The following is a 22,720-nucleotide window of genomic DNA, read 5'->3' as shown; positions in this document are numbered from 1 at the left end:
GCGTCACAAGGCGCAGTCCTGATCAAGTTTCACCAAAGGGGTGATCATGGTATTGAAGAGGATCTTCACTGCCATCGGCGTCGCGGCGGCCGCGTTCGCGTTGTCGCTGTCCGCCGCATCTCCGGCCGCGGCGGTTCCCGTCGACGCGCCGACGCCCGTCAAGTCGCGAATCGAGGCGGCGGCCGCGCCGGACACCGCCGCCGAGCCGCGCACCTGCCGCGCCCGCTTCGCCGAGAACGTCAACCACCGGCTCCGCGCCGAAGCGGGCTCGGCCATCCTCGGGTCCATCCCGGCCGGCACCTGGGTGCAGGCCTCCTGCACCCGCGTCGCCGGCGGCGAGTACTCCGCCTGCGGGCTCTCGAGCGACTTCTGGATGGAGGTCTACTGGAAGGGCAACTGGGGCCACGGCGCATGGGGCTGCGTTCAGGACTGGGAGTACACCTCGTAGACCACTAGCGGTACCGAAGGCAAGGGCCGGGAAGCAGCGCTCCCCGGCCCCTCAGCTCGTCCCGCCTACGCCGTCAGGCGCAGCGCGTTCCCGATGATCCGGTGCCCGTGCGCGCCCGCCGCCGTCAGGATCGACTCCGGGTGGAACTGCACCGCGAACCAGCGCTTCCCCGGCGCCTCGATCGACATGACGACCTCGTCGATCGCCGCGGTCGGCACGAAGTCGCCCTTCACCTGGTCCGCCGTCGCGTACAGCGAGTGGTACCGCGCCGCGGTCACCTCGTCGGGCAGCCCGTCGAACAGGCCCCCGCCCGTGACCTTCACGTTCCCCGGCTTGCCGTGGCTCGGCTCCTCCAGCAGCGACAGCCGCCCGCCCGCGTGCTCGACCATCGCCTGGAGCCCCAGGCACACCCCGAACACCGGCAGCGAGCGCCGTTCCAGCTCGTCGAGCAGGGCCGACGTCGCGAAGTCCTCCGGGCGGCCCGGCCCCGGCGAGAGCACCACCAGGTCCGGCGCGAGCTCGTCGAGCGCCTCCGGCACGTCGAACCCGAACCGCAGCGTCGTCACCTCGCACCCGTGCTGCCGGAAGTAGTCCCCGAGCGTGTTCACGAACGAGTCCTCGTGGTCCACCAGCAGCACCCGCCGGCCCGCACCGGCCGGACCGCCCGCGACCTCGATCGGCTCCGGCACCGGCGCCGCGGCGCCGACGCCGCCCGCCGCGGTCTCCAGCAGCGCCCGCGCCTTCAGGTGCGTCTCGGCCTCCTCGGCGTCCGGGTCCGAGTCGTACAGCAGCGTCGCGCCCGCGCGCACCCGCGCCACGCCCTCGCGGATCTGCGCCGTCCGCAGCGTCAGGCCCGTGTTCATCGACCCGTCGAAGCCCACGAACCCGACCGCGCCCCCGTACCAGCGCCGCGGCGTCGTCTCCTGCTCCTCGATGAACCGCATCGCCCACGTCTTCGGCGCGCCGGTCACCGTCACCGCCCACATGTGCGTCAGGAACGCGTCCAGCGCGTCCATGCCCTCCCGCAGCCGGCCCTCGATGTGGTCCACCGTGTGGATCAGCCGCGAGTACATCTCGATCTGCCTGCGCCCCAAGACCTTCACCGAACCCGGCACGCACACGCGCGCCTTGTCGTTGCGGTCCACGTCGGTGCACATCGTCAGCTCCGACTCCTCCTTCACCGAGCCGATCAGCGCCGCGATCTGCTTCGCGTCGTGCAGCGGGTCGGCGCCGCGCGCGATCGTGCCCGAGATCGGGCACGTCTCCACCCGGTCGCCCTGCACCCGCACGAACATCTCCGGCGAGGCCCCCACCAGGTACTCCCGGTCGCCCAGGTTGAAGATGAACTCGTACGGGGCCGGGTTCGCCGTCCGCAGCCGCTCGTAGAACGCCGTCGGCGAATCGCACGCCGCGTACATCTCGTGCCCCGGGACGACCTCGAACAGGTTGCCCGCCTTGAACTCCGCCTTCGCCCGCCGCACCGTGTCCGCGTACACGCCCGGCACCGGCCCGTCCGGGATCGACGCCGCCGCCACGTAGTCGAGCGACTCGGTCTCCCGCGGCAGGCCCTTCGTCGACCGGTCCCCGTACGCGAACTCGTACCGGCGCACCTGCGCCGTCTCGCGCTTGCGGTCGACCACGTACAGCTCGTCCGCCAGGTGCAGCACCAGGTCGCGCTGGTCGGCCGGGCGGTCCTTCGCGTACGGGATCGGCTCGAACTGGTACGCCAGGTCGTACCCGAACGCCCCCCACAGGCCCAGGTACGGGTCGTCGCAGCGCAGCGCGTCGAGCACCACCCGTAGCGCCGAGAACGCCGTCGGCAGCTTCGAGCGCAGCTCCTCCGGCACCCGCCCCGTCGGGACCGGCACCTCCACGCGCACCTCGTCGTCGTCGCGCGTCACCACGCCCACCTCGGCGGCCGCGAGCGCGTCCGCCAGGACGTCGACCAGCAGGTAGCCGCGGGCGTTCAACCGCCGCACCGTCACCGTGCGGCCGCGCGCCACGACCTCCAGCGACGGGTCGACGTACGCCAGGTGGTAGCGCGAATAGCGCCCCGGATACTCCATGCCGCTGGAGAGCACGCCGCCGCGGCGCGCCTCGATCTGCGCCACCACGGACGTCAGGTCGGGGGAGTCGAGCTCGGACACCGTCCGCTCGACCGTCACTCCCGACGGGGTCTTGAACACTGTCATCTCAGGGCCTCTTCCTCAAGAAGTACTGGGTCTCAGTCCCGTCCTGAGGCGGCCGACCCCGGATACGACGAAGCGACCGCCTTCAAGACGGTCGCTCACTTCGCTCGCACGCAAAAGCAGGACGCCGCCTCAGCGACGCCACCACCAGTTGTTCGCGTGGATGCTCACACCGGGAATGGTACATGTCCGCACCCTGGGACGCCGACCGGTGAGGACGCGCCGCGCGGCGCCGTAATTCGCTCGCGGCCCCCCGGACGGGCAGCGCTACACTTGCGGGCAACAGCGTCGACCCGGCCATCACCGGCGAGCTTCCGGAAGAACCGGCCCACCCGGGCGCGCGAGCGCCGCGGACGGGCCCCACTAGACCCGGACGGACGCGGCCCGTCACCGCCGCCGAACGAGCGGGCGCATCCGTGCGCCAAGCGAGGTGGTACCGCGGGCCGCCCTCACGGAGCGAGGGACGGATCGTCCTCGCACACCGACCAGCAAGGCGTGTGTGAGGAGACCCGGGTCCCATGGCCTATCCACTCGACGACCCCCGGCGGGGCGTCCCCGCGAGCCCGAACCTCCCGGAGGTCGAGCGCCGCGTCCTCGACTTCTGGACCAAGGACGACACCTTCCAGGCCTCCATCGAGGCCCGGCCCGCCGGCGAGAACGGCGCCAACGAGTTCGTCTTCTACGACGGCCCGCCCTTCGCCAACGGCCTGCCCCACTACGGGCACCTCCTCACCGGCTACGTCAAGGACATCGTCCCCCGCTACCAGACGATGCGCGGCAAGCGCGTCGAGCGCCGCTTCGGCTGGGACACCCACGGCATGCCCGCCGAGGTCACCACCGAGAAGGAGCTCGGCCTCAAGACCAAGGCCGAGATCGAGGCGTACGGCATCGACCGGTTCAACGCCGCCGCCAAGGCCTCCGTCCTCCAGTTCACCGGCGAATGGCACGACTACGTCACCCGCCAGGCCCGCTGGGTCGACTTCGAGAACGACTACAAGACCCTCGACCTCACCTACATGGAGAGCGTCATGTGGGCCTTCAAGACCCTGTACGACAAGGGCCTCGTCTACGAGGGCTACCGCGTGCTCTGGTACTGCTGGCGGTGCGAGACCCCCCTCGCCGCCACCGAGACCAAGATGGACGACACGTACAAGGACCGCCAGGACCCGGCCGTCACCGTCGGCCTCGACCTCGTCGACGACGGCCCCCTGAACGGCGTCAAGCTCCTGGTGTGGACCACCACGCCCTGGACGCTGCCGTCGAACCTCGCCGCCGCCGTCCACCCCGACGTCGACTACGTCGTCGTCGCCACCGAGGACGGCCGCTACCTCCTCGCCGAGGCCCGCCTCGGCGCCTACGCGCGCGAACTCGGCGACGACCCCGAGGTCGTCTCCCGCCACAAGGGCGCCGACCTCCTCGGCCTGCGCTACAACCCGCCGTTCGACTTCTTCGCCGGCCGCGAGAACGCCCACCAGGTCCTCGCCGCCGACTACGTCACCACCGAGGACGGCACCGGCGTCGTCCACATCGCGCCCGCCTTCGGTGAAGAGGACAAGGTCGTCACCGACGCCGCCGGCATCGAACCCGTCGTCCCCGTCGACGACTCCGGCAAGTTCACCGACGAGGTGCCCCCCTACGCGGGCGTGCACGTCTTCGACGCGAACAAGCTCATCATCGGCGACCTCAAGGCCACCCAGCGGCTGCTGCGCCACGACACCTACAACCACAACTACCCGCACTGCTGGCGCTGCGGCTCCCCGCTGATCCAGCGCGCCCTCTCGGCGTGGTTCGTCGCCGTCACCCGGTTCCGCGACCGCATGGTCGAGCTCAACCAGGAGATCGACTGGACCCCCGCCCACATCAAGGACGGCCAGTTCGGCAAGTGGCTCGCCAACGCCCGCGACTGGAACATCAGCCGCAACCGCTTCTGGGGCTCGCCGATCCCCGTGTGGGTCTCCGACGACCCCGCCTACCCGCGCGTCGACGTCTACGGCTCCCTCGCCGAGCTCGAACGCGACTTCGGCGTGCACGTCACCGACCTGCACCGGCCCTACATCGACGAGCTGGAGCGGCCCAACCCGGACGACCCGACGGGCAAGTCCGTCATGCGCCGCGTCCCCGAGGTCCTCGACTGCTGGTTCGAGTCCGGGTCCATGCCGTTCGCGCAGGTCCACTACCCGTTCGAGAACGCCGACTGGTTCGAGCACCACTTCCCCGGCGACTTCATCGTCGAGTACACGGCGCAGACGCGCGGCTGGTTCTACCTGCTGCACGTCCTGTCCACGGCCCTGTTCGACCGGCCCGCGTTCCGGACCTCCGTCGTCCACGGCACGCTGCTGGGCGGCGACGGCCTGAAGATGTCGAAGATGCTCATGAACTACCCGGACGTGCGGGAGTCCTTCGAGCAGTTCGGCTCCGACGCGGTCCGCTGGTCGCTCGTGTCGTCCCCGGTCCTGCGCGGCGGCGACATGCCCGTCACCGAGACCGGCTTCCGCGACGCCGTCCGCCAGATCGTCCTGCCGCTGTGGAACACGTGGTACTTCTACACGCTCTACGCCGGCGCCTCCGGATACGAGGCGGGCCCGGCCGAGGCCCGCGCGACCGCGCTGGCCTCCGAGCACCGGCTCGACCGGTACCTCCTCGCCAAGACCCGCGAACTGGTCGAGACGATGACCGAGGCCATGGACGGGTACGACCTCGTGGCCGCCACGGCCGCGTTCCGGTCCTACCTCGAGTCCCTCACCAACTGGTACGTGCGCCGCTCGCGCGACCGGTTCTGGGAGGGCGACGAGGCCGGGTTCGCGACGCTCGCGACGGCGCTGAAGACCGCGACCGAGGTCGCCGCGCCGCTGCTGCCGATGGTCGCCGAGGACATCTGGAAGGGCCTCACCGGCGGCCGCTCGGTGCACCTCGTCGACTGGCCCGACGCCGCCGACCTGCCCGCCGACCACGCGCTCGTGGAGGCAATGGACGCGGTGCGCGACATCGCCTCGGTGGGCCTGTCCATGCGCAAGGCCCGCAAGCTCCGGGTGCGCCTGCCGCTGGCGAAGGTCACCGTGGCGACCCCGCACGCCGAGCGCCTCGCGCCGTTCGCGGACCTGCTCAAGGACGAGCTGAACGTCAAGGCCGTCGAGTTCGACTCGAACGTCGAGGCGTACTCGAAGTCCGACCTGAAGCTGGTCCCGCGCGTGCTCGGGCCCCGCCTCGGCAAGGACGTGCAGCGGGTCATCAAGGCCGTCAAAGCCGGCGACTGGACCGCCGCGGACGGGACCGTCACCGCCGGCGGCGTGGTCCTGGAGGACGGCGAGTTCGAGCTGACCATGGTCGCCGTCGACGCCGACCACACCGAGGCCCTCCCGAACGAGGGCGGCGTGCTCGTCCTCGACACCGAGGTCACGCCCGAACTGGCCGCCGAGGGCCTCGCCCGCGACCTGGTCCGCGTGATCCAGCAGGCCCGCAAGGACGCCGACCTCGACGTCACCGACCGCGTCACCGTCACCGTGGACGCCGCGCCGGCCGTCCGCACCGCCGTCGAGGCCCACCTCGACTTCGTCAAGGCCGAGACCCTCGCCCTGGAGCTCGCCTTCGGCGACCTCCCCGACACCGCCACCAGCGGCGACGCGGGCGAAGGCGAGACCGTGAAGGCCGCGGTAGAGAAGCGGTAGCGCCGAGAAGCGGTAGACCCGAACGCGGAGGGGCCCGGCGAGCATCGCTCGCCGGGCCCCACGTCGGTCCTGCCGGCGTCCCGGCCGAGCCCGCTCGGCACCCGCGGCCGGAGTGCGGGCGGTCAGCGCGGCGCGGACCAGGCGGCGAGGGCCGCCGCGAGCTCGGGAACCTCGAAGTCGCCCTTGGCGACCGCTCGCACGAACGCGTCGCCCTCTTCCACGGACGGCACTCGCAGATGCACCCCGTTCAGGCCGAGCATCATCTTCGCCGCCATGTACGCGAGCCGCTTGTTACCGTCCGCGAGCGGGTGGTTCCTTGCGAGCGAATGAAACAGGGCGGCGGCCTTGTCGTACGGCGACGGGAACGCCTCCTGCCCGAAGACGTCCGTCGCCGGCCGGGCGAGCGCGGACTCCAGTTGGCCGAGGTCGCGCACCGGCGGGTGAGGAAGGCCGGTCACCGCCCGAGCCACCGTCATGAGGTCGGCGAGGTCGAGGTAGTCGATCGTCATGTCGCGAGCCGATCCAGCAGGTCGCCGTCCTCCACCAGCGCCTCGGCGAGCAGGCGCTCGAACCGCAGGCGCCGTTCGGCGGCGCCGTCCGCTTCCGGAGGTCCGGTCTGCGCTGGAGGGCGGGTCGCTTCAGGGGATTCGTCCATGGCGCGACTGTAAGCGCCGCCGAGGCGCACCGCAACGGACATTGCGAGGCGTGCGCGGGCCCGGCCCGTCCGAGACGCTCACGGGTGACGGCGAGCGGTTCGAACGCGGAGGGGCCCGGCGAGCGATGCTCGCCGGGCCCCTCACTGCTTGGGGTCTTAGGCCATGAAGCCGCAGATCTTCCAGGCCTCGTCTTCCTTGACGAGGTCGAAGGTCTCGTCGGTGGTGTCGCCGTTGGCGGTGATGGAGGCCTCGACGGTGGCGGTGTCGCCGTCCTCGGTGACCTCGCCGATCTCGTAGGAGAGGTCCTCGAACATGGCGAACTCGTCGCCGGCCATCTCCTCGAACTGCTGCTTCTCTTCGTCGGTCATGCCCTCGAACTGGGCCGCGGCCTCTTCGACGCCGGCGATGTCGTCGGCGCAGAAGTGGTCGCCGGCGATGTCGGCGGCCTTCTCGCCGTCGCCGTCGAGCATGGCGGTGACCAGGTCCTCGGCGCCGTTGTCGAGGAAGTTCTCGACCGCGCCGTCGGGCGTGTCGTTCCCGCCGCCGCACGCGGCGAGGGCGAGGACGAGGGCGAAGGCCCCGCCGGTCAGGGCGGTGGCGCGGCGGAGCTTGACGTTGGTGCTCATGGGGTCCAATCAGACGGGGGGTCGGGTCCGGCCCCGGGTAGAGCCGGTGTCACTCGGGTGTCACATTACGGGGAGCGTGCAAACCCGCGGCGGACCGCGACTGAATGCTCACTGAAGGTCCGGCCACCAGGTGTGGTCCGACGCGATGTAGTGGAAGGCCGCGCCGACCTCGGACTCCTCGACGTCCTTGAGGCGGGCCCACGCCCGCCGGTACACGCGCAGCTGGAGCCCGGCGTGGACGGCGGCCTCGCCCTCCGGCGGGCGGCCGGTCTTCCAGTCGACGACGTCGTATCCGCCGCCGTCGCGGTGGAAGATCGCGTCGATGCGCCCGCGCACCACCGTGCCCTCGAACTCGACGACGAACGGCACCTCCTGCGCGGCGATGCGCCGCCCCGCCCACTGCGAGCGGCGGAACGCGGCCTTGAGGCGGTCGAGGTCGGCCCGGTCGACCGCGTCGTCCGCGGCGCCGGGGAGGTCGGCGGGGTCGAAGAGCGTGCCGCCGCCGAAGAACTCCTCCACCCACGAGTGGAACTCGGTGCCGCGCTGCGTCGCCGGGCGCGGCGGCTGCGGCATCGGGCGCCGCCGCTCGGCCGCGAAGGCCTCCTCGTCGGCGCGCATCGCCATCAGCTGCGAGGTCGACAGGCGCGCCGGACGCGGCAGCCGCACCACCCCCGACTCGCGCTCGTCGCGCTCGGCCAGGAGGAGTTCGGCCTCCTCGCGCCACTCGCGCGCCAGCGGCCCCTCCCGGGCCGGCTCGGGCGAGGTCAGGACCAGCTCGGCCGCCTCGGCGAACGCCGCCTGCCGGGACCCCAAGGGCGCCTTGCTCGGCCACTGGGCGGTCCGGGCCTGGTCCTCGAGCGGGTTCGACGGCCCCGGGTCGGTCCACACCCGGACCTCCGCGCCCGCGTTGCGCGCCTCCTGGAGGAACGGCGCGGGCTTGCGGGCCGCGCGGGCCTCGGCGTCCCACCAGTAGCCGCTCGCCAGGAGCCCGCGGCGGGCGCGGGTGAGCGCCACGTACGCGAGGCGGCGCTCCTCGTCGAGGCGCGCCTCGCGGTCGTCGGCCTTGAAGTCCTGCACCGCCTGCTTCACCTCGGCCGGCGAGTGCGCCTCGTCCAGGTACAGCACCGGCAGGTTCGCGGCGTCGCCGCGCAGCCCGTACGGCAGCCGCGCCGCGTCCGACACCCACGTCGAGTCCCGCTTGACCGAGGTCGGCAGGATGCCCTCGCACAGGCCCGGCACCGCGACCACGTCCCACTCCAGGCCCTTCGCGGCGTGCACCGTCATCAGCTGCACCACCCCGCCGGCCGGGTTCGCGCCCTCCACGACCAGGCCGCGCTCGCGCTTCGCCGCCGACTCCAGGTACGACAGGAAGCCCGGGACGCTCGCCCCGAGCGTGTCGTTCTCGTAGGACGCCGCGATGTCCGTGAACTCGTCCAGATTGGACAGGTCGCCGTGGTGGAGCATGACCTCCACGTCGAGGCCCGAGTGCGCGATGACGTCGCCCACGACGTCGGGCAGGCTCTGCCCGAGCCGGCTCCTGATCCAGCTCAGCTCCTCGTGCAGCTGCGCGAACCGCAGGTACCCGAGGGTCGAGTAGCGCTCGGCCGCACCGGGGTCGGCGAGCGCATCCGCGAGCGACGCCTCGGCCTCCACGCCCGCGTCCGGTTCGAACCCCCGCGAGTCCGGGGCGAGCTCGCGGGCCCGCGACCACAGCGCGGCGATGTCCCGCGGGCCGATCCGCCACCGGTTCCCGGCGAGGAGCCGCATGAGCGCAGGCCCGTTCATGGGGTCGGCCGCGGCCCGCAGCATCGCCACGGTCTCGGCGACCTCCGCGTAGTACAGCAGCCCGAGCGAGCCGACGACCTGCACCGGCAGGCCCGCGCTGGTGAGCGCCCGGTGCAGCGCCGGGATCTGGCGGCGCTTGCGGATGAGGACGGCCGCGGTCTCGTCCTCGCCGGGACGCCAGGTCGCGGCGAGGCGCGCGGCGATCCAGTCGGCCTCGTCGGCCGCCGTCAGGTGCATGGCCGCCTCGACCGCGCCGCGGCCGTGCTCGTCGTCGAACTTCGCGCCGACCGTCAGCGGCGGGACGGCGCCGGCGCGCAGCGGCTCGGAGACCGCGTTCGCGGTGTCCAGGACCGCCTCGCGGTTGCGCCACGACTTCGTCAGGTACGCGACTGACGCCGGGGAGCCGGTGGCGGACGGGAAGTCCTCGGGGAACCGCTGGAGCGTGCCCGCCGACGCCCCGCGCCACGAGTAGATCGACTGGTTCGGGTCGCCCACGGCCGTCACCGGGTGCCCGCCGCCGAACAGGTCGCGCAGCAGCGACACCTGCGAGTACGACGTGTCCTGGTACTCGTCGAGGAGCACCACCCGCCACCGCTCGCGCTCGGTGCGGATGATCTCGGGCGCGCCCGCGACCAGCTGCGCGGCCAGCGACAGCTGGTCGGCGAAGTCCATGACGCCCAGCTCGCGCTTGCGCCGGTCCCACGCCTCCACCAGCGGCAGCAGCTGCTCCCGCTTGCGCCGCAGCGACATCAGGTTCCGGAACTCGTCGTTCAGCCGCGCCGAGGAGCGCTCCTCCAGCAGCTCGTACAGGTCCCGGTCGAAGCGGCGCAGGTCGGCGCCGTCGCGCAGGTGCTCGGCGAGCTGCTCCGCGAGCTGGAGCACCAGCTCGGTGACGCGGTCGACGCTGACGTCGAACTCGCTCATCTCGCCGTCCCACGCGCACACCAGGTCCCGCGCGAGCTGCCACCGGCCCGTGTCGGTGACGACGCGCGTGCCCGGCTCGATCCCGATGCGCAGGCCGTGCTCGCCGACCAGGCTGCCCGCGTACGCGTTGTACGTCGACACCGTCGGCTCCCCGTGGAGCTCCGCGAGCTCGGGCAGCGACTCGGTCAGGCGCCGCAGCTTGTCGCGCACGCGCGCGGCGAGTTCCGCGGCGGCCTTGCGCGTGAACGTGAGGCCGAGGATGTGCTCGGGCCGCACCACCCGGTTCGCGATGAGCCACACCACCCGGTCGGCCATCGTCGTGGTCTTGCCCGAGCCCGCGCCCGCGATGACCAGCAGCGGGTCCCGCCCGGCCTCGACCACCGCACGCTGCTCCTCGGTGGGGGAGGGCTGCCCGAGCCGGTTCGCGAGCCCGACCGCCCCGAAGCTCCGGTGCGCCCGCACGCCCGGCCGCACCCCGTCCGCCCGCGCCTCACTCATCCGTGACCTGCCGTCCCTCGTCAGCGATCGGGCAGCAGTGCTTGACCGAGCAGGTCTCGCACTTGCTGGTGGAGCGGGCCTCGAACACTTTCCCGGCCATCCGGTTCGCCGTGTCGGCCACCAGGTCCCGCGCCCAGTCGGGGTTCTCGGACTCCCCGAGCGGGCCCTGCGGCCGCGAGGCCGCCTTGTCGCCCTTGGCGTTCGGGTACACCAGCTCCGCGCCGCCCGGCTCGGCGCCCTCCGCGAACGCCCCCTCGGCGACCGCGAGCTGGTAGACGCCCAGCTGCGCGTGCGACTTCGCCTCGTCGTACGTCGGCGGCGTCTTCCCCGTCTTCAGGTCCACTACGTACAGCCGCCCGTCGCCGTCGCGCTCCAGGCGGTCGACCTGCCCGGACATGACGACCTCGACGCCCGGCGGCCCGAGCTCGAGCTTCAGCCGGAACGACCGCTCGGCCCCGAGCAGCTCCCGCTGGTTCGCGCCCAGCCAGGCCGCGAACCGCTCGACCGCGCCCGACACGCGGCGGCGCTGCTGCTCCGCGTGCCACGGGGCCTCGAACGGCAGCCGGTCGAAGTGCTCGCCCACCACCTGCTCCATGACCGCCTTCGGGTCGGCCGCCGGATCGACGGTGACCGCCTCCGCCGCAGCGTGCAGGAGCGTGCCCAGATGCCGCGGGAGCAGATCGCCGTCGTCGGCGCCGTGTGACTCCAGGACCCACCGCAGCCCGCACTGCTGCGTGGTCTCCACCTGCGACGGCGAGATCCGGATCGTCTCCCCGGCCAGGGCGAGCGCCCGCTCGTCTGAGAGCTGCGCGAGCCCCCACCACTTCGCCGGGTCCGCGCCCGGCACGCCGGTCTCGGCGAGGCGCCGCAGCCCGGCCGCGGCCGCGTCGCGGTCGCCGCGGCCGGCGTCGACCACGGCTTCGCGCAGGCGGGCCGCGAGCGACGCGAGGCTCAGGGGCCGGCCGCGGCGCGGGGCGGCGGTCGGCTCGACGCCGAGCTCGCCGCAGAACCGGCTCGGCTGGGCGTCGTCGGAGTCGACGGCCGTGACCAGCAGCCGGGTGCGGGCGCGGGTGCACGCGTTGTAGAACAGCCGCCGCTCCTCGTCGAGGAGCTGCGCGACCTGGTCGACGTCGGCGCGCCCGTCGAGGACGTCGACCAGCGCCTCCGCGCCCAGGAGCGAACCGCGGGGCCGCAGGTTCGGCCACACGCCCTCCTGCGCGCCCGCGACCACGGTGAACTCCCACTGCCGCCCGTGCGCGGCGTGTGCGGTGACGAGGGTGACCGCGTCGCCGAGTTCGGCCCGCGCGGACAGGAAGTCGCCGGGGAGCTGCTGGTGGAGCACGTGCTCGCAGAACACGTCGACGAGCGCGCCGGGCTGCTTCTTCTCGTAGTCGGCGGCGAGGTCGAACATCGCGATGACCGCGTCGAGCTCGGCGTCGGCGCGCTGCGCCCGCCGGTCGGACGACAGCGCCCGGCGCTTGAGGCGCTCGCTCAGCTCGGACGCCTCCCACACCGTCCACAGGGTCTCGGTGATGCCGCCGCCCTCGCGCGCGGCGGTGAACAGCGCGTCGAGGCGCCGCGCCGGCTCGGCCCACTCCTCCTCGGGGAGCGCGGCGATCTTCGCGGGCGCGGCCAGGGCCTCCACGAGGAGGTCGGCGCCGGGGGAGAAGTCGTCGGCGGCGACGGCGAGGCGCCGCAGCTCCTGGCGCAGCCGCCGCTCCGCGAACGGGTCGGCCCCGCCGAACTGGGAGTGCAGCAGCCCCGCGGCGACGGTCTCGTCGAGCCGGTCGGGATGACGGCCCACGAGGACCACCCGCAGCAGGTCGCGGACGGTCGGGTGCGCCGGGAGCGGCACGTCGTCGGCGGCCTGCCGGGTGGGCACCCCGGCGTGCTGCATCGCCCGCCGCAGCTGCGGGATGGACGACGCCGACTTGACCACGACCGCCATGTCGCCGTAAGGGACCCCGTCGAGCAGGTGGGCGCGCCGCGCGACGTCGGCGATGTACACCGCCTCCCGCGTGGGCGAGGGCAGGTACACGACCTCCGCCCGGCCCGGCTCCTCCGCGGCGGTGCCCCGGCGCCGGTCCCGGTCGGACCCGCGCAGGCGCCGCGACAGGACGGTGGTCGCCGCGAGCGGCGCGAGCGCCACCCCGTGGACGTCGTCGAGCTGCACCGAGGGCGCCTCCTCGCCGCCGGCCCCGGGGAACCGGAACGGGAACTCCCGCACCGACTCCGGGTCGCCGCCCTGGTAGCCGAACACCGCCGCGTCGGGCGACCCGGCGGCGACGATGTTCCCGCGCTCGCCGACCAGGAGCTCCAGCAGCCGCATGTGGGCGGGGGTCGCGTCCTGGAGGTCGTCGACGAACACCCACGCGGGCCGCGGCAGCAGCTCCGGGCGCGAGCGCAGCGCGGCCGCGGCGGCCCGCACGATCTCCGCGGAGTCGTACAGGGCGCTCGACATCGACTGGAGCGCCAGGGTGGTCACGTACCGGTCGTAGAACCGCGCGGCCGCGGCCCACTCGGGGCGGTCGTGGTCGAGGGAGAGGCGGGTCAGCTCCGGCGCGGACAGCCCGCGCTCGCCGCTGCGGAGTACCAGGTCGCGCAGCTGCTGCGCGAACGCGTAGGTGCGCACCGCCTCGTCGAACCCGTCGGGCCAGCCGAAGTCCTCGCCTTCGAGCATCGACCGGATGAGCGCGTCGGCCTCGGGGCCGGTGAGGAGCCGGGGCTCCTCGCGGCCGTCCGCGGCGGCGGCTGAGCGCAGCAGCGCGAACGCGAACGCGGGGAACGTGAAGACGCCGATCTCGGCGGCCGAGAGCGCGGCCGTGGCGGTGTTCAGGCGAGCCCGCAGGTACGCGGTGTCCTGGCGGCGCAGCCCGAAGAACAGGATCGACGCGGGGTCGGCGCCGGCCTCGACCTTCGCGGCCGCGGCCCGCAGCAGCGCCTCGGTCTTCCCGGTCTGAGGGCCGCCGCGCACCAGCAGCGGCCCGGCGGCGTGCTCGACCGCCGACGCCTGCGCCGGGTCGAGCGCGAACGCCGTCTCGGCGGGGGGATCGGTCAACTCGTAGTGGAGTTCGAACACGCTGCCCATGGAACCACAATGAATCACAGGGGTACGACAACCCGGTCCCCGCCGCCCGGACGGGTCGGCGCCGCCGGTCCGGGGTGTCGGACCGGCGGCGCCCGGTTTCCCTTCAGTTGAAGCTCAGGCTCCGCCGCCGCAGCCCCAGGTACCCGAGGGCCGCGAGCAGGGCCGCGACCGCGGTGAGCACGGCGAGCGCGGGCGTCGAGAAGTCCTCGGCCGGGTAGTTCCCGAGGTGGTCGAACGGCGAGATCGCCATCGCCCACTCCGGCAGGTTCAGCAGCGCGCCGAAGTAGACGACCAGGAGCGTCCACGTCCACGCCAGCCACCGCAGCCAGCCCAGGCGCGGCAGCCATGCGAAGGCCGCGAACACGAACGCGATGACGACCCAGATCGCCGGGAGCTGCACGAGCGTGCCGACGGTGATCTTCCCGAACAGGTCGCCGTCGCCGCCGGACCCGCCCGCGGCGAGGCCGAGGCCCGCGACGAGGTTCGTGAGCGTCGCAGTGAACAGCGCCGCGGGCAGGTACGAGCCGGGCCAGCCGCTGCGGGCCACCGGACCGGCGGCGATCAGCTCGCCGCGCCCGACGGTCTCCTCCCTGCGGGCGCGGCCGACGACGAGGACGCCGAACAGGGCCGCGACGATCGCGTTGATGGAGATGAACGTGGTCGCGAAGCTCAGCCGCAGATCGGCCCCGCCCCGGTCGAGGATCGCCTGCTGCGCGTCGGAGAGGCCGTCGGCGAAGTCGTCCGCGCCGCCGAGCACCGACCCGTACGCGAGGCCCAGGAGCAGCGTGGTGACGACGCCGGTCCAGATGAGGCCGCGGACGAGGCGGAACGTGAGCGCGGTGGCGCTCTTCAACCCGGCCTTGGCCTCGGCGCGGCCGCGGCGGGCCGCGAACATGCCCTGGCCGAAGTCGCGGTGGGCGACGAGCGCGAACGCGAGCCACACCGCTCCGGCCGCGACGGCCCCTGACACGAGCAGCGGCCACCACCGCTCCTCGGGCGTGTACACGTAGGTGAGCTGGGACCAGCCGATGGGGGAGAGCCAGGTCGCCCAGGTCCCCTCCGCGTTCCCGGCGCCCGCGAACAGGACCGACGCGCCGAGCGCGGCGAGCCCGTACCCGGTCGAGGTGGAGGCGTTCTCGCTGAGCTGCGCGGCGACGGCCGTGAGCCCCGCGAAGACGAGCCCGACGGCGGTGTGCGCGGCGCCGAACAGGACCGGGGAGCGCGCGTCCCCGCCGTCGAGGCCGGAGGCGGCGAGCGCCAGGAGCCCGCCGAGGACGACCGCGGCGCCGGTGCCGACGAGCAGCGCGGCGGCGAGGTCGGCGCGGCGGCCGATCGGCAGGGACCGGATGACTTCGGAGCGGGAGGTCTCCTCGTCGGCGCGGGTGAGGCGGGTGACGAGGAGGACGAACATGACGGCGGTCATCGCGCAGGTCCACAGGATCATCCGGTGGGAGAACAGCGCGCCGACGCTCGCCGCGTAGGCGTGGACGTACTCGACCGGTCCGCTCATGGAGAGCATCGCGGGGGAGCTCATCGTGGCGGCGAAGCCCGCCCGCTCGGCCTCGGTCGGGTACTGGTCGGCGAGGACGGGCACGACCATCCAGGTGAACCCGGCGATGCCGGCGATCCACCAGAACAGGAACATGCGGGTCCGGCGGAGCTGGAACCGGAGCATCTTGCCGGTCCCGGCGAGCGTGCCGAGGCCGTTCTCGATCTCCGCTGCCGCGGTGGCCATCACCGGTCCCCCTCGTGGACGCCCGAGGCGGCGAGCTCGTCGCCGTAGAAGCGCATGAAGATCTGCTCCAGCGACGGCGGCTCGCAGGTGAGCCCCGTGACCCCCGCGGCGGCGAGCTGCGCGAGCACGTCGTCGAGCGCGGAGGCGTCGACGGAGCAGTCGACGTCGAGCCCGTCGGTCTTCAGGTCGTGGACGCCCGCGTGGTCCTCCAGGCCCCGCACGGGCCGCTTGAGGGTGGCGCGCAGCCGCGAGCGGGAGAAGTGCCGCATCTCGGCGAGGGAGCCGGTCTCGACGACGACGCCCTTGCGGATGATGCTCACCCGCTCGCACAGGGCCTCGACCTCGCTCATGATGTGGCTCGAGAGGAGCACGGTGCGGCCCTGGGCCGCGGCCTCCTTGACGCACTCGTTGAAGACGGCGCCCATGAGCGGGTCGAGCCCGGAGGTGGGCTCGTCGAGCAGGAGCAGGTCGACGTCGGCGGCGAACGCGGCGACGAGGGCGACCTTCTGCCGGTTGCCCTTGGAGTAGGAGCGGCCCTTCTTGCGCGGGTCGAGGTCGAAGCGCTCCAGGAGCTCGTCGCGCCGGCCGCGGTCGACGCCGCCGCGCAGGCGCCCGAGCAGGTCGATGGTCTCGCCGCCGGTGAGGCCGGGCCAGAGGGCGACGTCGCCGGGGACGTAGGCGAGGCGCCGGTGGAGTTCGGCGGCGTCCTTCCAGGGGTCGGCGCCGAAGAGTTCGGCGCGGCCCTCGTCGGAGCGGAGCATGCCGAGCAGGACGCGGACGGCGGTGGACTTGCCGGCGCCGTTCGGGCCCAGGAATCCGTGGGTCTCGCCTTGGGCCACTTCGAGGTTGAGATGATCGAGCGCGGTCACGTGGCCGAAGCGCTTGACCAGGTTCTCAGTGCGGATCACTGCGTTCATGACCTCAAGCTAACATAGATTTCACAAATTTGTGAAACTCATGGCGTGTCAAGATATCATCAAGAGCCATCAGGAGCGGGGAGACAGCGATGGAAGAGCACACCGCGGAGCGCGTGACCATGCTCGAGTACGTGGAGCAGTTCGCGGGCATCCTCACCGCCAGCGGCATGCAGCGCATGGCCGCGCGCGTCTTCACCTACATCCTGGTGGACGACGGGGAGACCTACACCGCCGCCGAGATCGCCGAGGGCCTGAGCATCAGCCTCGCCGCCGTCTCCGGGGCCGTGCGCGAGCTGCTCGCCGCCGGCCTGGTCTTCAAGACCCGCCGGCCCTCCACCCGCGCCGACGTCTACCGCCTGAACGAGGAGGACATCTGGGGCTCGATCATGCTCGACCGCTCCGGGTTCCTCGACCGCTACCGCGACACCGCCCTGATCGGCATCGACACGCTCCCCGCCGGCCCCGGCCGCGACCGGCTCGTCCAGACCGCCGCGTTCATGGAGTTCATCAAGGTCGAGATGCGCCTGATGCACGAGCACTGGAACGAGCGCCGCCTGGAACTCAGCGCCGCTTACGAAGCGCGACGCCGCGACGCGGGGGCGTCCGGCTAGTCCGGTATGCTGCAACCCTGACCGCCCCGATCAGAGACGAACCCTGGAGGAAGCCGACGTGGCCGACGACACCAGCCGCTCCGATGCGACCGCCGACAAGGGCCGTCCCACGCGCAAGCAGGGCGAGAAGACCGTCGAGCGCAACCCCTTCAAGAAGCTCGGCCGCTTCCTGCGCGAGGTCGTCGAGCAGCTCCGGAAGGTCGTCTACCCGACCCGGCGCCAGCTCATCACCTACTCGATCGTGGTGCTCGTCTTCGTCGGCATCATGATGGCGTACATCGGCGGCCTCGACCTCCTCTTCGGCGACCTCGTTCGCCGCGCCTTCGGCGCCGACTCCTAGGCCCGGCCCCGGCCGCTCCCCGCACCGTCCCGCCCGCGCCCGTGCCGGGCGGTTCGCGTGACCTGCGCCGTTTCGACGGTGCCTGAGGCGCACCGCCCCGCAGAGCGGCTACCCTAGTGGGTATGACGCGCGCCGGTTCCGCCGGCGCGCGACTTCACAGGCGGCGGGATTCGCTGATGCGGAGCCTGCGGGCCGTACATCGGCGCAGCGTCGCCGGATCCGAGAAACCGAAGCACAGTCGCAGTGTCCCGCCGACCGCGGGCACCCAGCCGGAATGAGAGTCAAGCGTGTCTGAGTTCGACGAGGCCTTGAAGGAAGAAGCCGCGGCGCAGGCCGCTGCTGCGCAGGTCGCGGAGGTCGACGACGAGCCGGAGGCCGACGAGGACGAGGCGGCGGAGCCCGCCGAGCCCGAGGTCGACCCGGCGGAGGCGCTGCGCGCCAAGCTGCGCTTCGCCCCCGGCGAGTGGTACGTGCTGCACTCCTACGCCGGCTTCGAGAACCGCGTGCGCTCGAACCTGGAGAACCGCATCCAGTCCTTCGACATGGAGGACTACATCTACCAGATCGAGGTCCCCACCCACACCGAGGTGGAGATCAAGAACGGCAAGCGCTCCAAGGTGGAGGCCAAGGTCTTCCCCAGCTACGTGCTCGTCCGCATGGAGATGACCCCCGAGTCCTACTCCGTCGTGCGCAACACGCCCGGCGTGACCGGCTTCGTCGGCGTGGTCGACCGCACCGACCGGCCCAGCCCGCTCCCGCTCGACGAGGTCATCCAGTGGCTGCTCCCGCCCGAGCAGAAGCCCAAGGACGAGTCCTCCGCGGACGCCTCGTCGTCCGACCCGGACATCAAGGTCGACTTCACCGAGGGCGAGTCCGTCACCGTCGTCGACGGCGCCTTCGCCTCGATGCCCGCCACGATCGCCGAGATCAACGCCGAGCAGCAGAAGCTCAAGGTGCTCGTGTCGATCTTCGGCCGCGAGACCCCGGTCGAGCTCAACTTCAACCAGGTCTCGAAGCTGTAGCGGGAGCTACAGCTCACACACCTCGTTCCAGGGGCCCGGACTCCGGGCAGGTACCCTGGAACGGTTGCGCAGCTGCTTGGCGCTGCTGCGCGCTCGAAACAGACGCGGGGATTCGGCCCCGCGTCAACCCAGGAAGAGAAGGACACGATGGCTCCCAACAAGAAGGCCGTTGTGACGTTCAAGCTGGAGCTCGCGGGTGGCCAGGCCACCCCCGCTCCGCCGGTGGGCCCCGCCCTCGGTCAGCACGGCGTCAACATCATGGAGTTCTGCAAGGCCTACAACGCGGCCACCGAATCCCAGCGCGGCGAAGTCCTCCCCGCTGAGATCACGGTGTACGAGGACCGCTCGTTCACGTTCGTCCTCAAGACCCCGCCGGCCGCGAAGCTCCTGCTCAAGGCCGCAGGCGTGGCCAAGGGCTCGGGCGAGCCGCACCGCGTCAAGGTCGGCAAGGTGACCTCGGCCCAGGTCCGCGAGATCGCGGAGAAGAAGCTCGCCGACCTCAACGCCAACGACCTCGACGCCGCGTCGCTCATCGTCGCCGGCACCGCCCGCTCCATGGGCATCACGGTCGAGGGCTAAGCACCACCACGTCGCCGGCCACCGCCGGCACCGAACCCAGTGGCAGGGCGCGCGCCGCCCTCACCACGACATCCGAAGGATGAACATGAAGCGCAGCAAGAAGTACCAGGACCTCCTGAAGAAGGTCGACCGGACGCAGCTCTACGCGCCGGCTGAGGCGACCGGTCTCGCCAAGGAGACCTCGCCCACCAAGTTCGACGCCACCGTCGAGGTCGCCCTGCGCCTCGGCGTCGACCCGCGCCAGGCCGACCAGCTGGTCCGCGGCACCGTCTCCCTGCCCCACGGCACGGGCAAGACCGTCCGCGTCATCGTCTTCGCCGAGGGCGACAAGGCCGAGGCCGCCGCCGGCGCCGGCGCCGACGAGGTCGGCTCCGACGAGCTCGTCAAGCGGATCTCCGAGGGCTGGCTCGAGTTCGACGCCGCCGTCGCCACGCCCGACCAGATGGCCAAGATCGGCCGGATCGCGCGGATCCTGGGCCCGCGCGGCCTCATGCCGAACCCGAAGACCGGCACCGTCACGCCCGACGTCGCCAAGGCCGTCACCGAGATCAAGGCCGGCAAGATCGCGTTCCGCGTCGACAAGCACGCGAACCTGCACCTGCCGATCGGCAAGACCAGCTTCTCCTCGGAGCAGCTCGCGGAGAACTACAGCGCGGCCCTCGAAGAGGTCCAGCGCCTGAAGCCCGCCAGCTCCAAGGGCGTGTACATCAAGAAGGCCACCATCTCGACCACCATGGGCCCGGGCATCCCGGTCGACCCGCAGGCGGTCAAGATCAAGTAGCGCTCGCCGAGTGTGACGCAGCCCCGGTGCAGGCCTCCTGCGCCGGGGTTTCGCCGTTCCTGCTGCTACGCTTGCCGCAACAACCCATAGACCGTTCGGCCACCGCCTCGTGCGGTTGTAAACCTCCGGGGACCGACGTAGGGCGACTACTCGAAGCGACCATGGTGCGGGCTCCGGCCCGAAGGTCCCAGTGATGAGGCGTCCGCGAGGGCGCCTTTTTTGTCGCCTCCGCACGGTTGTGGTTTGACCAGCCGAGAAAGGAGGGAAACATGGCTGACAGGGAATACCCGGCGGGTAAGACGACCGCCATCGCCGAGCTCGCCGACGAGTTCTCCAGCGCGACCGCCACGGTGCTCACCGAGTACCGCGGACTGAGCGTTGCGGATCTGCGCGAGCTCCGGCGTTCCCTCGGCGAGGGGACGCAGTACCGCGTCGCCAAGAACACCCTCGCCAAGCGCGCCGCCAACCAGGTCGGTGTCTCCGGCCTGGACGACCTGTTCGTCGGCCCCACCGCGATCACCTTCATCAAGGGTGACCCGGTCGAGGCCGCGAAGGGTCTCCGCGCCTTCGCGAAGTCCCACGACGCCCTTGTCATCAAGGGCGGGTTCATGGAGGGCAAGACCCTCAGCGTCGACGAGATCAACAAGCTCGCCGACCTCGAATCCCGCGAGGTGCTCCTGGCCAAGCTCGCCGGTGCGCTCAAGGCCACCGCGCAGAAGGCCGTCGCCGTCGTCGCCGCCCCCGCAGGGCAGGTGGCGCGACTCGGTGCCGCGCTCCAGGACAAGAAAGCGGCCGCAGGGGAGTAGCCCCCAGCAGGTCCAAGACGTTAGGAAAGGAAACACACCATGGCTAAGCTCTCCACCGACGAGCTGCTCGAGCAGTTCGAGGGCATGACGCTCCTCGAGGTCTCCGAGTTCGTGAAGGCGTTCGAGGAGAAGTTCGACGTCACCGCCGCCGCCCCCGTCGCCGTGGCCGCCGCCGGCCCCGCCGCCGGTGGCGAAGAGGCCGCTGCGGAGAAGGACACCTTCGACGTCGTCCTCGAGTCCGCGGGCGAGTCCAAGATCAAGGTCATCAAGGAAGTCCGCGGCCTGACCGGCCTCGGCCTCAAGGAAGCCAAGGAGCTCGTCGAGAGCGCCCCCAAGGCCGTCCTCGAGGGCGCGAAGAAGGACGACGCCGAGAAGGCCAAGGAGACGCTCGAAGGCGCCGGCGCCACCGTCTCCCTCAAGTAGTCCTCGCACTGCTGAGACCTTCGGGGCCTTCGGGTTCCGGTCACCGGGGTCCTGCCGCTCACCGCGGCGGGACCCCGGTTTCGTGCCACCTGAGAGATTTTCAGAAGAATCCCCCGCGGCTTGCAACGAAAGCCGCCCACCGCCTCGTCTTGCGGGTAGACACACCTGACACGCAAGGAGAACGAGGATGCCCGGGACAAGAGGGGCCGCCGCCGCGGTCGCGGCGGCCGCAGTGCTGGCGCTGACGACCGGCTGCGGGATGCTCGGCCTCGGCGAGGAGTCCGAGAAGTCCGACGAGGACCGCCTCGTCGAGATGCTCAACGAGAGCAACCGGCTCGACGCCGAGCTGGCGTCCGCCGAGTTCCGCATCGTCGAGCGGTGCCTCGAGGAGGCCGGCCACACCGTCCACGACCCCTGGTCGATGCAGCCGTACGAGCCCACCGAGGAGGAGGCCCTCACCTCGTACTACCCCCACGACAGCTTCCTCATCGATCCCGAGGAGGCCGCCGAGTACGGCTTCGGCCAGTGGGCCAACGGCCCCGACGGCATGGACGACCCCGCCACCGAGGACTACTGGGCCGCCGAGGAGGAGGAGTACGAGGAGGAGGGCAGCTGGGAGGAGCCCGACACCACCGACTGGGACGCGCTCGAACCGGCCGAGCAGTACGACTGGTACGTCGCCTACCAGGGCGAGGAGTACGCCGAGTGGAGCTACGGCTCCGCGCAGGAGTACTCCGACATGATGCTCGGCGAGGGCGACTACTCCGAGGAGGCCATCGCCGCCGAAGAGGCCGCGGCGGCCGCCGAGGGCACCGAGGACGGCGAGATCGTCGTCGACGAGGAGATGGAGCAGGAGCCCAAGCCGGGCGGCTGCCAGCTCGAGATGATCGAGGCCCTCTACGGCGAGCCCACCCTGGTCGAGGACACCTGGGAGGGCGAGGGCGGCGCCGAGGAGACCTACTCCTACTGGACCTACCGCCCCGAGAACCCCGCCTGGGCCGACGAGACCATGTGGGAGGACATCGAGATCGCCTACGGCGACGAGATGGCCGACCACCAGACCGAGCTCCTCGACTGCATCTCCGGCAAGGGCCACGAGGGCTGGGAGTTCGACCAGTACAACTCGCTCCCAGTCTGGGAGTTCTTCAGCGCGCTCTACTACCAGAACTCCTCCGAGGAGGAGCGCGAGATGATGGTCGGCGACTCCGACGCCGAGGTCCCGCCCGTCCCGGACGCCGCCGGAAGCTCCTATGAGGAGTGGAAGGCCTACGAGATCCAGCTCGCCTCCGACTTCGCCGCCTGCGGCGAGGAGACCGGCTACGTCGACGCCTCAGAGCAGGCCTACGAGCAGGTCCACGTCGACGCCTACGCGGCGATCGAGCAGGACGTCTACGCCTGGCAGGAGGAGATGAACGACGCCATCTCCGAGGCCCAGGAGCTCCTGGACGCCTAGCGGTACCAGTTCATCCAAGACCACCTCTCTATCGGGGAAAAAGGCCCGGGCTGCGCAGATGGGGCGCGGCCCGGGCCGCCCCGTTCCCGGGGGCGGGTCCGCGCCCCGGCGGGGCCCGCCCGGCTCCGGTCCGAAAACCCGGCTGAGCCCGCGTCACCTTCACGGCGCGGGCTC

General features: G+C 72.0%; 18 protein-coding genes. 10 read left to right on the top strand and 8 right to left on the bottom strand.

All coding sequences use genetic code 11. From position 1 onward, the window contains the following. Positions 1-46 precede the first annotated feature (46 nt). Positions 47-448 (top strand): hypothetical protein, encoded by a 402-nt coding sequence (locus tag ABD419_RS13240; RefSeq protein WP_344487108.1) that lies wholly within the window; start codon positions 47-49, stop codon positions 446-448. A gap of 65 nt (positions 449-513) precedes the next feature. On the opposite strand, the gene ABD419_RS13235 is transcribed toward ABD419_RS13240, so the two are convergent. After that, entirely contained in the window at positions 514-2,640 is a 2,127-nt protein-coding gene (locus ABD419_RS13235) for an anthranilate synthase component I (protein ID WP_344487106.1), read from the bottom strand. Between the two features lie 515 nt (positions 2,641-3,155). Here ABD419_RS13235 and ileS point away from each other — a divergent pair. After that, on the top strand, positions 3,156-6,302 hold the full coding sequence (gene ileS, locus ABD419_RS13230) for an isoleucine--tRNA ligase (RefSeq protein WP_344487104.1): 3,147 nt from the start codon (positions 3,156-3,158) through the stop codon (positions 6,300-6,302). Between the two features lie 122 nt (positions 6,303-6,424). Here the strand turns inward: ileS and ABD419_RS13225 are convergent, their stop codons facing one another. The 7 genes from ABD419_RS13225 to ABD419_RS13195 form a co-directional block, all read right to left on the bottom strand. Continuing rightward, positions 6,425-6,811, bottom strand: a complete 387-nt coding sequence (locus ABD419_RS13225; RefSeq protein WP_344487102.1) for a type II toxin-antitoxin system death-on-curing family toxin — start codon at positions 6,809-6,811, stop codon at positions 6,425-6,427. Then, on the bottom strand, positions 6,808-6,957 hold the full coding sequence (locus ABD419_RS13220) for a hypothetical protein (protein WP_344487100.1): 150 nt from the start codon (positions 6,955-6,957) through the stop codon (positions 6,808-6,810). Before ABD419_RS13220 ends, ABD419_RS13225 begins: the two co-directional genes overlap by 4 nt. A gap of 156 nt (positions 6,958-7,113) precedes the next feature. Continuing rightward, complete coding sequence (locus ABD419_RS13215; RefSeq protein WP_344487098.1) at positions 7,114-7,584, bottom strand: Rv0361 family membrane protein; 471 nt, start codon at positions 7,582-7,584, stop codon at positions 7,114-7,116. Between the two features lie 108 nt (positions 7,585-7,692). Further along, positions 7,693-10,791 carry an ATP-dependent DNA helicase gene (locus ABD419_RS13210; RefSeq protein WP_344487096.1) on the bottom strand — a complete coding sequence of 1,033 codons (3,099 nt, stop codon included), beginning with the start codon at positions 10,789-10,791 and terminating at the stop codon, positions 7,693-7,695. Next, positions 10,784-13,879 (bottom strand): PD-(D/E)XK nuclease family protein, encoded by a 3,096-nt coding sequence (locus ABD419_RS13205; RefSeq protein ID WP_344487094.1) that lies wholly within the window; start codon positions 13,877-13,879, stop codon positions 10,784-10,786. Before ABD419_RS13205 ends, ABD419_RS13210 begins: the two co-directional genes overlap by 8 nt. 103 nt (positions 13,880-13,982) lie before the next feature. Beyond that, entirely contained in the window at positions 13,983-15,614 is a 1,632-nt protein-coding gene (locus tag ABD419_RS13200) for an ABC transporter permease (protein ID WP_344487092.1), read from the bottom strand. Then, positions 15,614-16,531, bottom strand: a complete 918-nt coding sequence (locus ABD419_RS13195; RefSeq protein WP_344487090.1) for an ABC transporter ATP-binding protein — start codon at positions 16,529-16,531, stop codon at positions 15,614-15,616. Before ABD419_RS13195 ends, ABD419_RS13200 begins: the two co-directional genes overlap by 1 nt. An 89-nt stretch (positions 16,532-16,620) precedes the next feature. On the opposite strand from ABD419_RS13195, the gene ABD419_RS13190 reads away from it, so the two are divergent. The 8 genes from ABD419_RS13190 to ABD419_RS13155 all read left to right on the top strand — a co-directional run bounded on the left by ABD419_RS13190 (position 16,621) and on the right by ABD419_RS13155 (position 22,546). Continuing rightward, on the top strand, positions 16,621-17,142 hold the full coding sequence (locus tag ABD419_RS13190; RefSeq protein ID WP_344487088.1) for a GbsR/MarR family transcriptional regulator: 522 nt from the start codon (positions 16,621-16,623) through the stop codon (positions 17,140-17,142). A gap of 58 nt (positions 17,143-17,200) precedes the next feature. Beyond that, positions 17,201-17,482, top strand: coding sequence for a preprotein translocase subunit SecE (gene secE / locus ABD419_RS13185; RefSeq protein WP_344487086.1), 282 nt, complete (start codon positions 17,201-17,203; stop codon positions 17,480-17,482). 287 nt (positions 17,483-17,769) lie between these two features. Beyond that, entirely contained in the window at positions 17,770-18,504 is a 735-nt protein-coding gene (gene nusG, locus ABD419_RS13180) for a transcription termination/antitermination protein NusG (RefSeq protein ID WP_425556040.1), read from the top strand. A gap of 147 nt (positions 18,505-18,651) precedes the next feature. Next, the gene (rplK, locus tag ABD419_RS13175) at positions 18,652-19,083 is read left to right on the top strand and encodes a 50S ribosomal protein L11 (RefSeq protein ID WP_344487084.1); all 432 of its coding nucleotides are present in this window, start codon (positions 18,652-18,654) and stop codon (positions 19,081-19,083) included. An 85-nt stretch (positions 19,084-19,168) separates the two neighbouring features. Next, positions 19,169-19,864 carry a 50S ribosomal protein L1 gene (gene rplA, locus ABD419_RS13170; RefSeq protein WP_344487082.1) on the top strand — a complete coding sequence of 232 codons (696 nt, stop codon included), beginning with the start codon at positions 19,169-19,171 and terminating at the stop codon, positions 19,862-19,864. A 269-nt stretch (positions 19,865-20,133) separates the two neighbouring features. Continuing rightward, complete coding sequence (gene rplJ / locus ABD419_RS13165) at positions 20,134-20,670, top strand: 50S ribosomal protein L10 (RefSeq protein WP_344487080.1); 537 nt, start codon at positions 20,134-20,136, stop codon at positions 20,668-20,670. Positions 20,671-20,709: 39 nt separating this feature from the next. After that, positions 20,710-21,093 carry a 50S ribosomal protein L7/L12 gene (gene rplL / locus ABD419_RS13160; RefSeq protein ID WP_344487078.1) on the top strand — a complete coding sequence of 128 codons (384 nt, stop codon included), beginning with the start codon at positions 20,710-20,712 and terminating at the stop codon, positions 21,091-21,093. Positions 21,094-21,280: 187 nt separating this feature from the next. Next, complete coding sequence (locus ABD419_RS13155; RefSeq protein ID WP_344487076.1) at positions 21,281-22,546, top strand: hypothetical protein; 1,266 nt, start codon at positions 21,281-21,283, stop codon at positions 22,544-22,546. Positions 22,547-22,720 lie beyond the last annotated feature (174 nt).

Origin of the sequence: Glycomyces endophyticus, from assembly GCF_039531525.1 — a bacterium.
Lineage (GTDB): Bacteria > Actinomycetota > Actinomycetes > Mycobacteriales > Micromonosporaceae > Glycomyces > Glycomyces endophyticus.
Note: the sequence above shows the minus strand (reverse complement) of the source record. Positions and strands in the feature narration are given on the sequence as shown.

What these genes read in the sequence shown, in the direction of transcription:
- ABD419_RS13190 (WP_344487088.1), top strand. Translation starts at nt 16,621, where the DNA reads ATGGAAGAGCACACCGCGGAGCGCGTGACCATGCTCGAGTACGTGGAG.
- ABD419_RS13220 (WP_344487100.1), bottom strand. Translation starts at nt 6,957, where the DNA reads ATGGACGAATCCCCTGAAGCGACCCGCCCTCCAGCGCAGACCGGACCT.
- ABD419_RS13155 (WP_344487076.1), top strand. Translation starts at nt 21,281, where the DNA reads ATGCCCGGGACAAGAGGGGCCGCCGCCGCGGTCGCGGCGGCCGCAGTG.
- ABD419_RS13215 (WP_344487098.1), bottom strand. Translation starts at nt 7,584, where the DNA reads ATGAGCACCAACGTCAAGCTCCGCCGCGCCACCGCCCTGACCGGCGGG.
- ABD419_RS13240 (WP_344487108.1), top strand. Translation starts at nt 47, where the DNA reads ATGGTATTGAAGAGGATCTTCACTGCCATCGGCGTCGCGGCGGCCGCG.
- rplJ (WP_344487080.1), top strand. Translation starts at nt 20,134, where the DNA reads ATGGCTGACAGGGAATACCCGGCGGGTAAGACGACCGCCATCGCCGAG.
- ABD419_RS13235 (WP_344487106.1), bottom strand. Translation starts at nt 2,640, where the DNA reads ATGACAGTGTTCAAGACCCCGTCGGGAGTGACGGTCGAGCGGACGGTG.
- rplK (WP_344487084.1), top strand. Translation starts at nt 18,652, where the DNA reads ATGGCTCCCAACAAGAAGGCCGTTGTGACGTTCAAGCTGGAGCTCGCG.
- ileS (WP_344487104.1), top strand. Translation starts at nt 3,156, where the DNA reads ATGGCCTATCCACTCGACGACCCCCGGCGGGGCGTCCCCGCGAGCCCG.
- rplL (WP_344487078.1), top strand. Translation starts at nt 20,710, where the DNA reads ATGGCTAAGCTCTCCACCGACGAGCTGCTCGAGCAGTTCGAGGGCATG.
- ABD419_RS13210 (WP_344487096.1), bottom strand. Translation starts at nt 10,791, where the DNA reads ATGAGTGAGGCGCGGGCGGACGGGGTGCGGCCGGGCGTGCGGGCGCAC.
- ABD419_RS13200 (WP_344487092.1), bottom strand. Translation starts at nt 15,614, where the DNA reads ATGGCCACCGCGGCAGCGGAGATCGAGAACGGCCTCGGCACGCTCGCC.
- ABD419_RS13225 (WP_344487102.1), bottom strand. Translation starts at nt 6,811, where the DNA reads ATGACGATCGACTACCTCGACCTCGCCGACCTCATGACGGTGGCTCGG.
- ABD419_RS13195 (WP_344487090.1), bottom strand. Translation starts at nt 16,531, where the DNA reads ATGAACGCAGTGATCCGCACTGAGAACCTGGTCAAGCGCTTCGGCCAC.
- ABD419_RS13205 (WP_344487094.1), bottom strand. Translation starts at nt 13,879, where the DNA reads ATGGGCAGCGTGTTCGAACTCCACTACGAGTTGACCGATCCCCCCGCC.
- rplA (WP_344487082.1), top strand. Translation starts at nt 19,169, where the DNA reads ATGAAGCGCAGCAAGAAGTACCAGGACCTCCTGAAGAAGGTCGACCGG.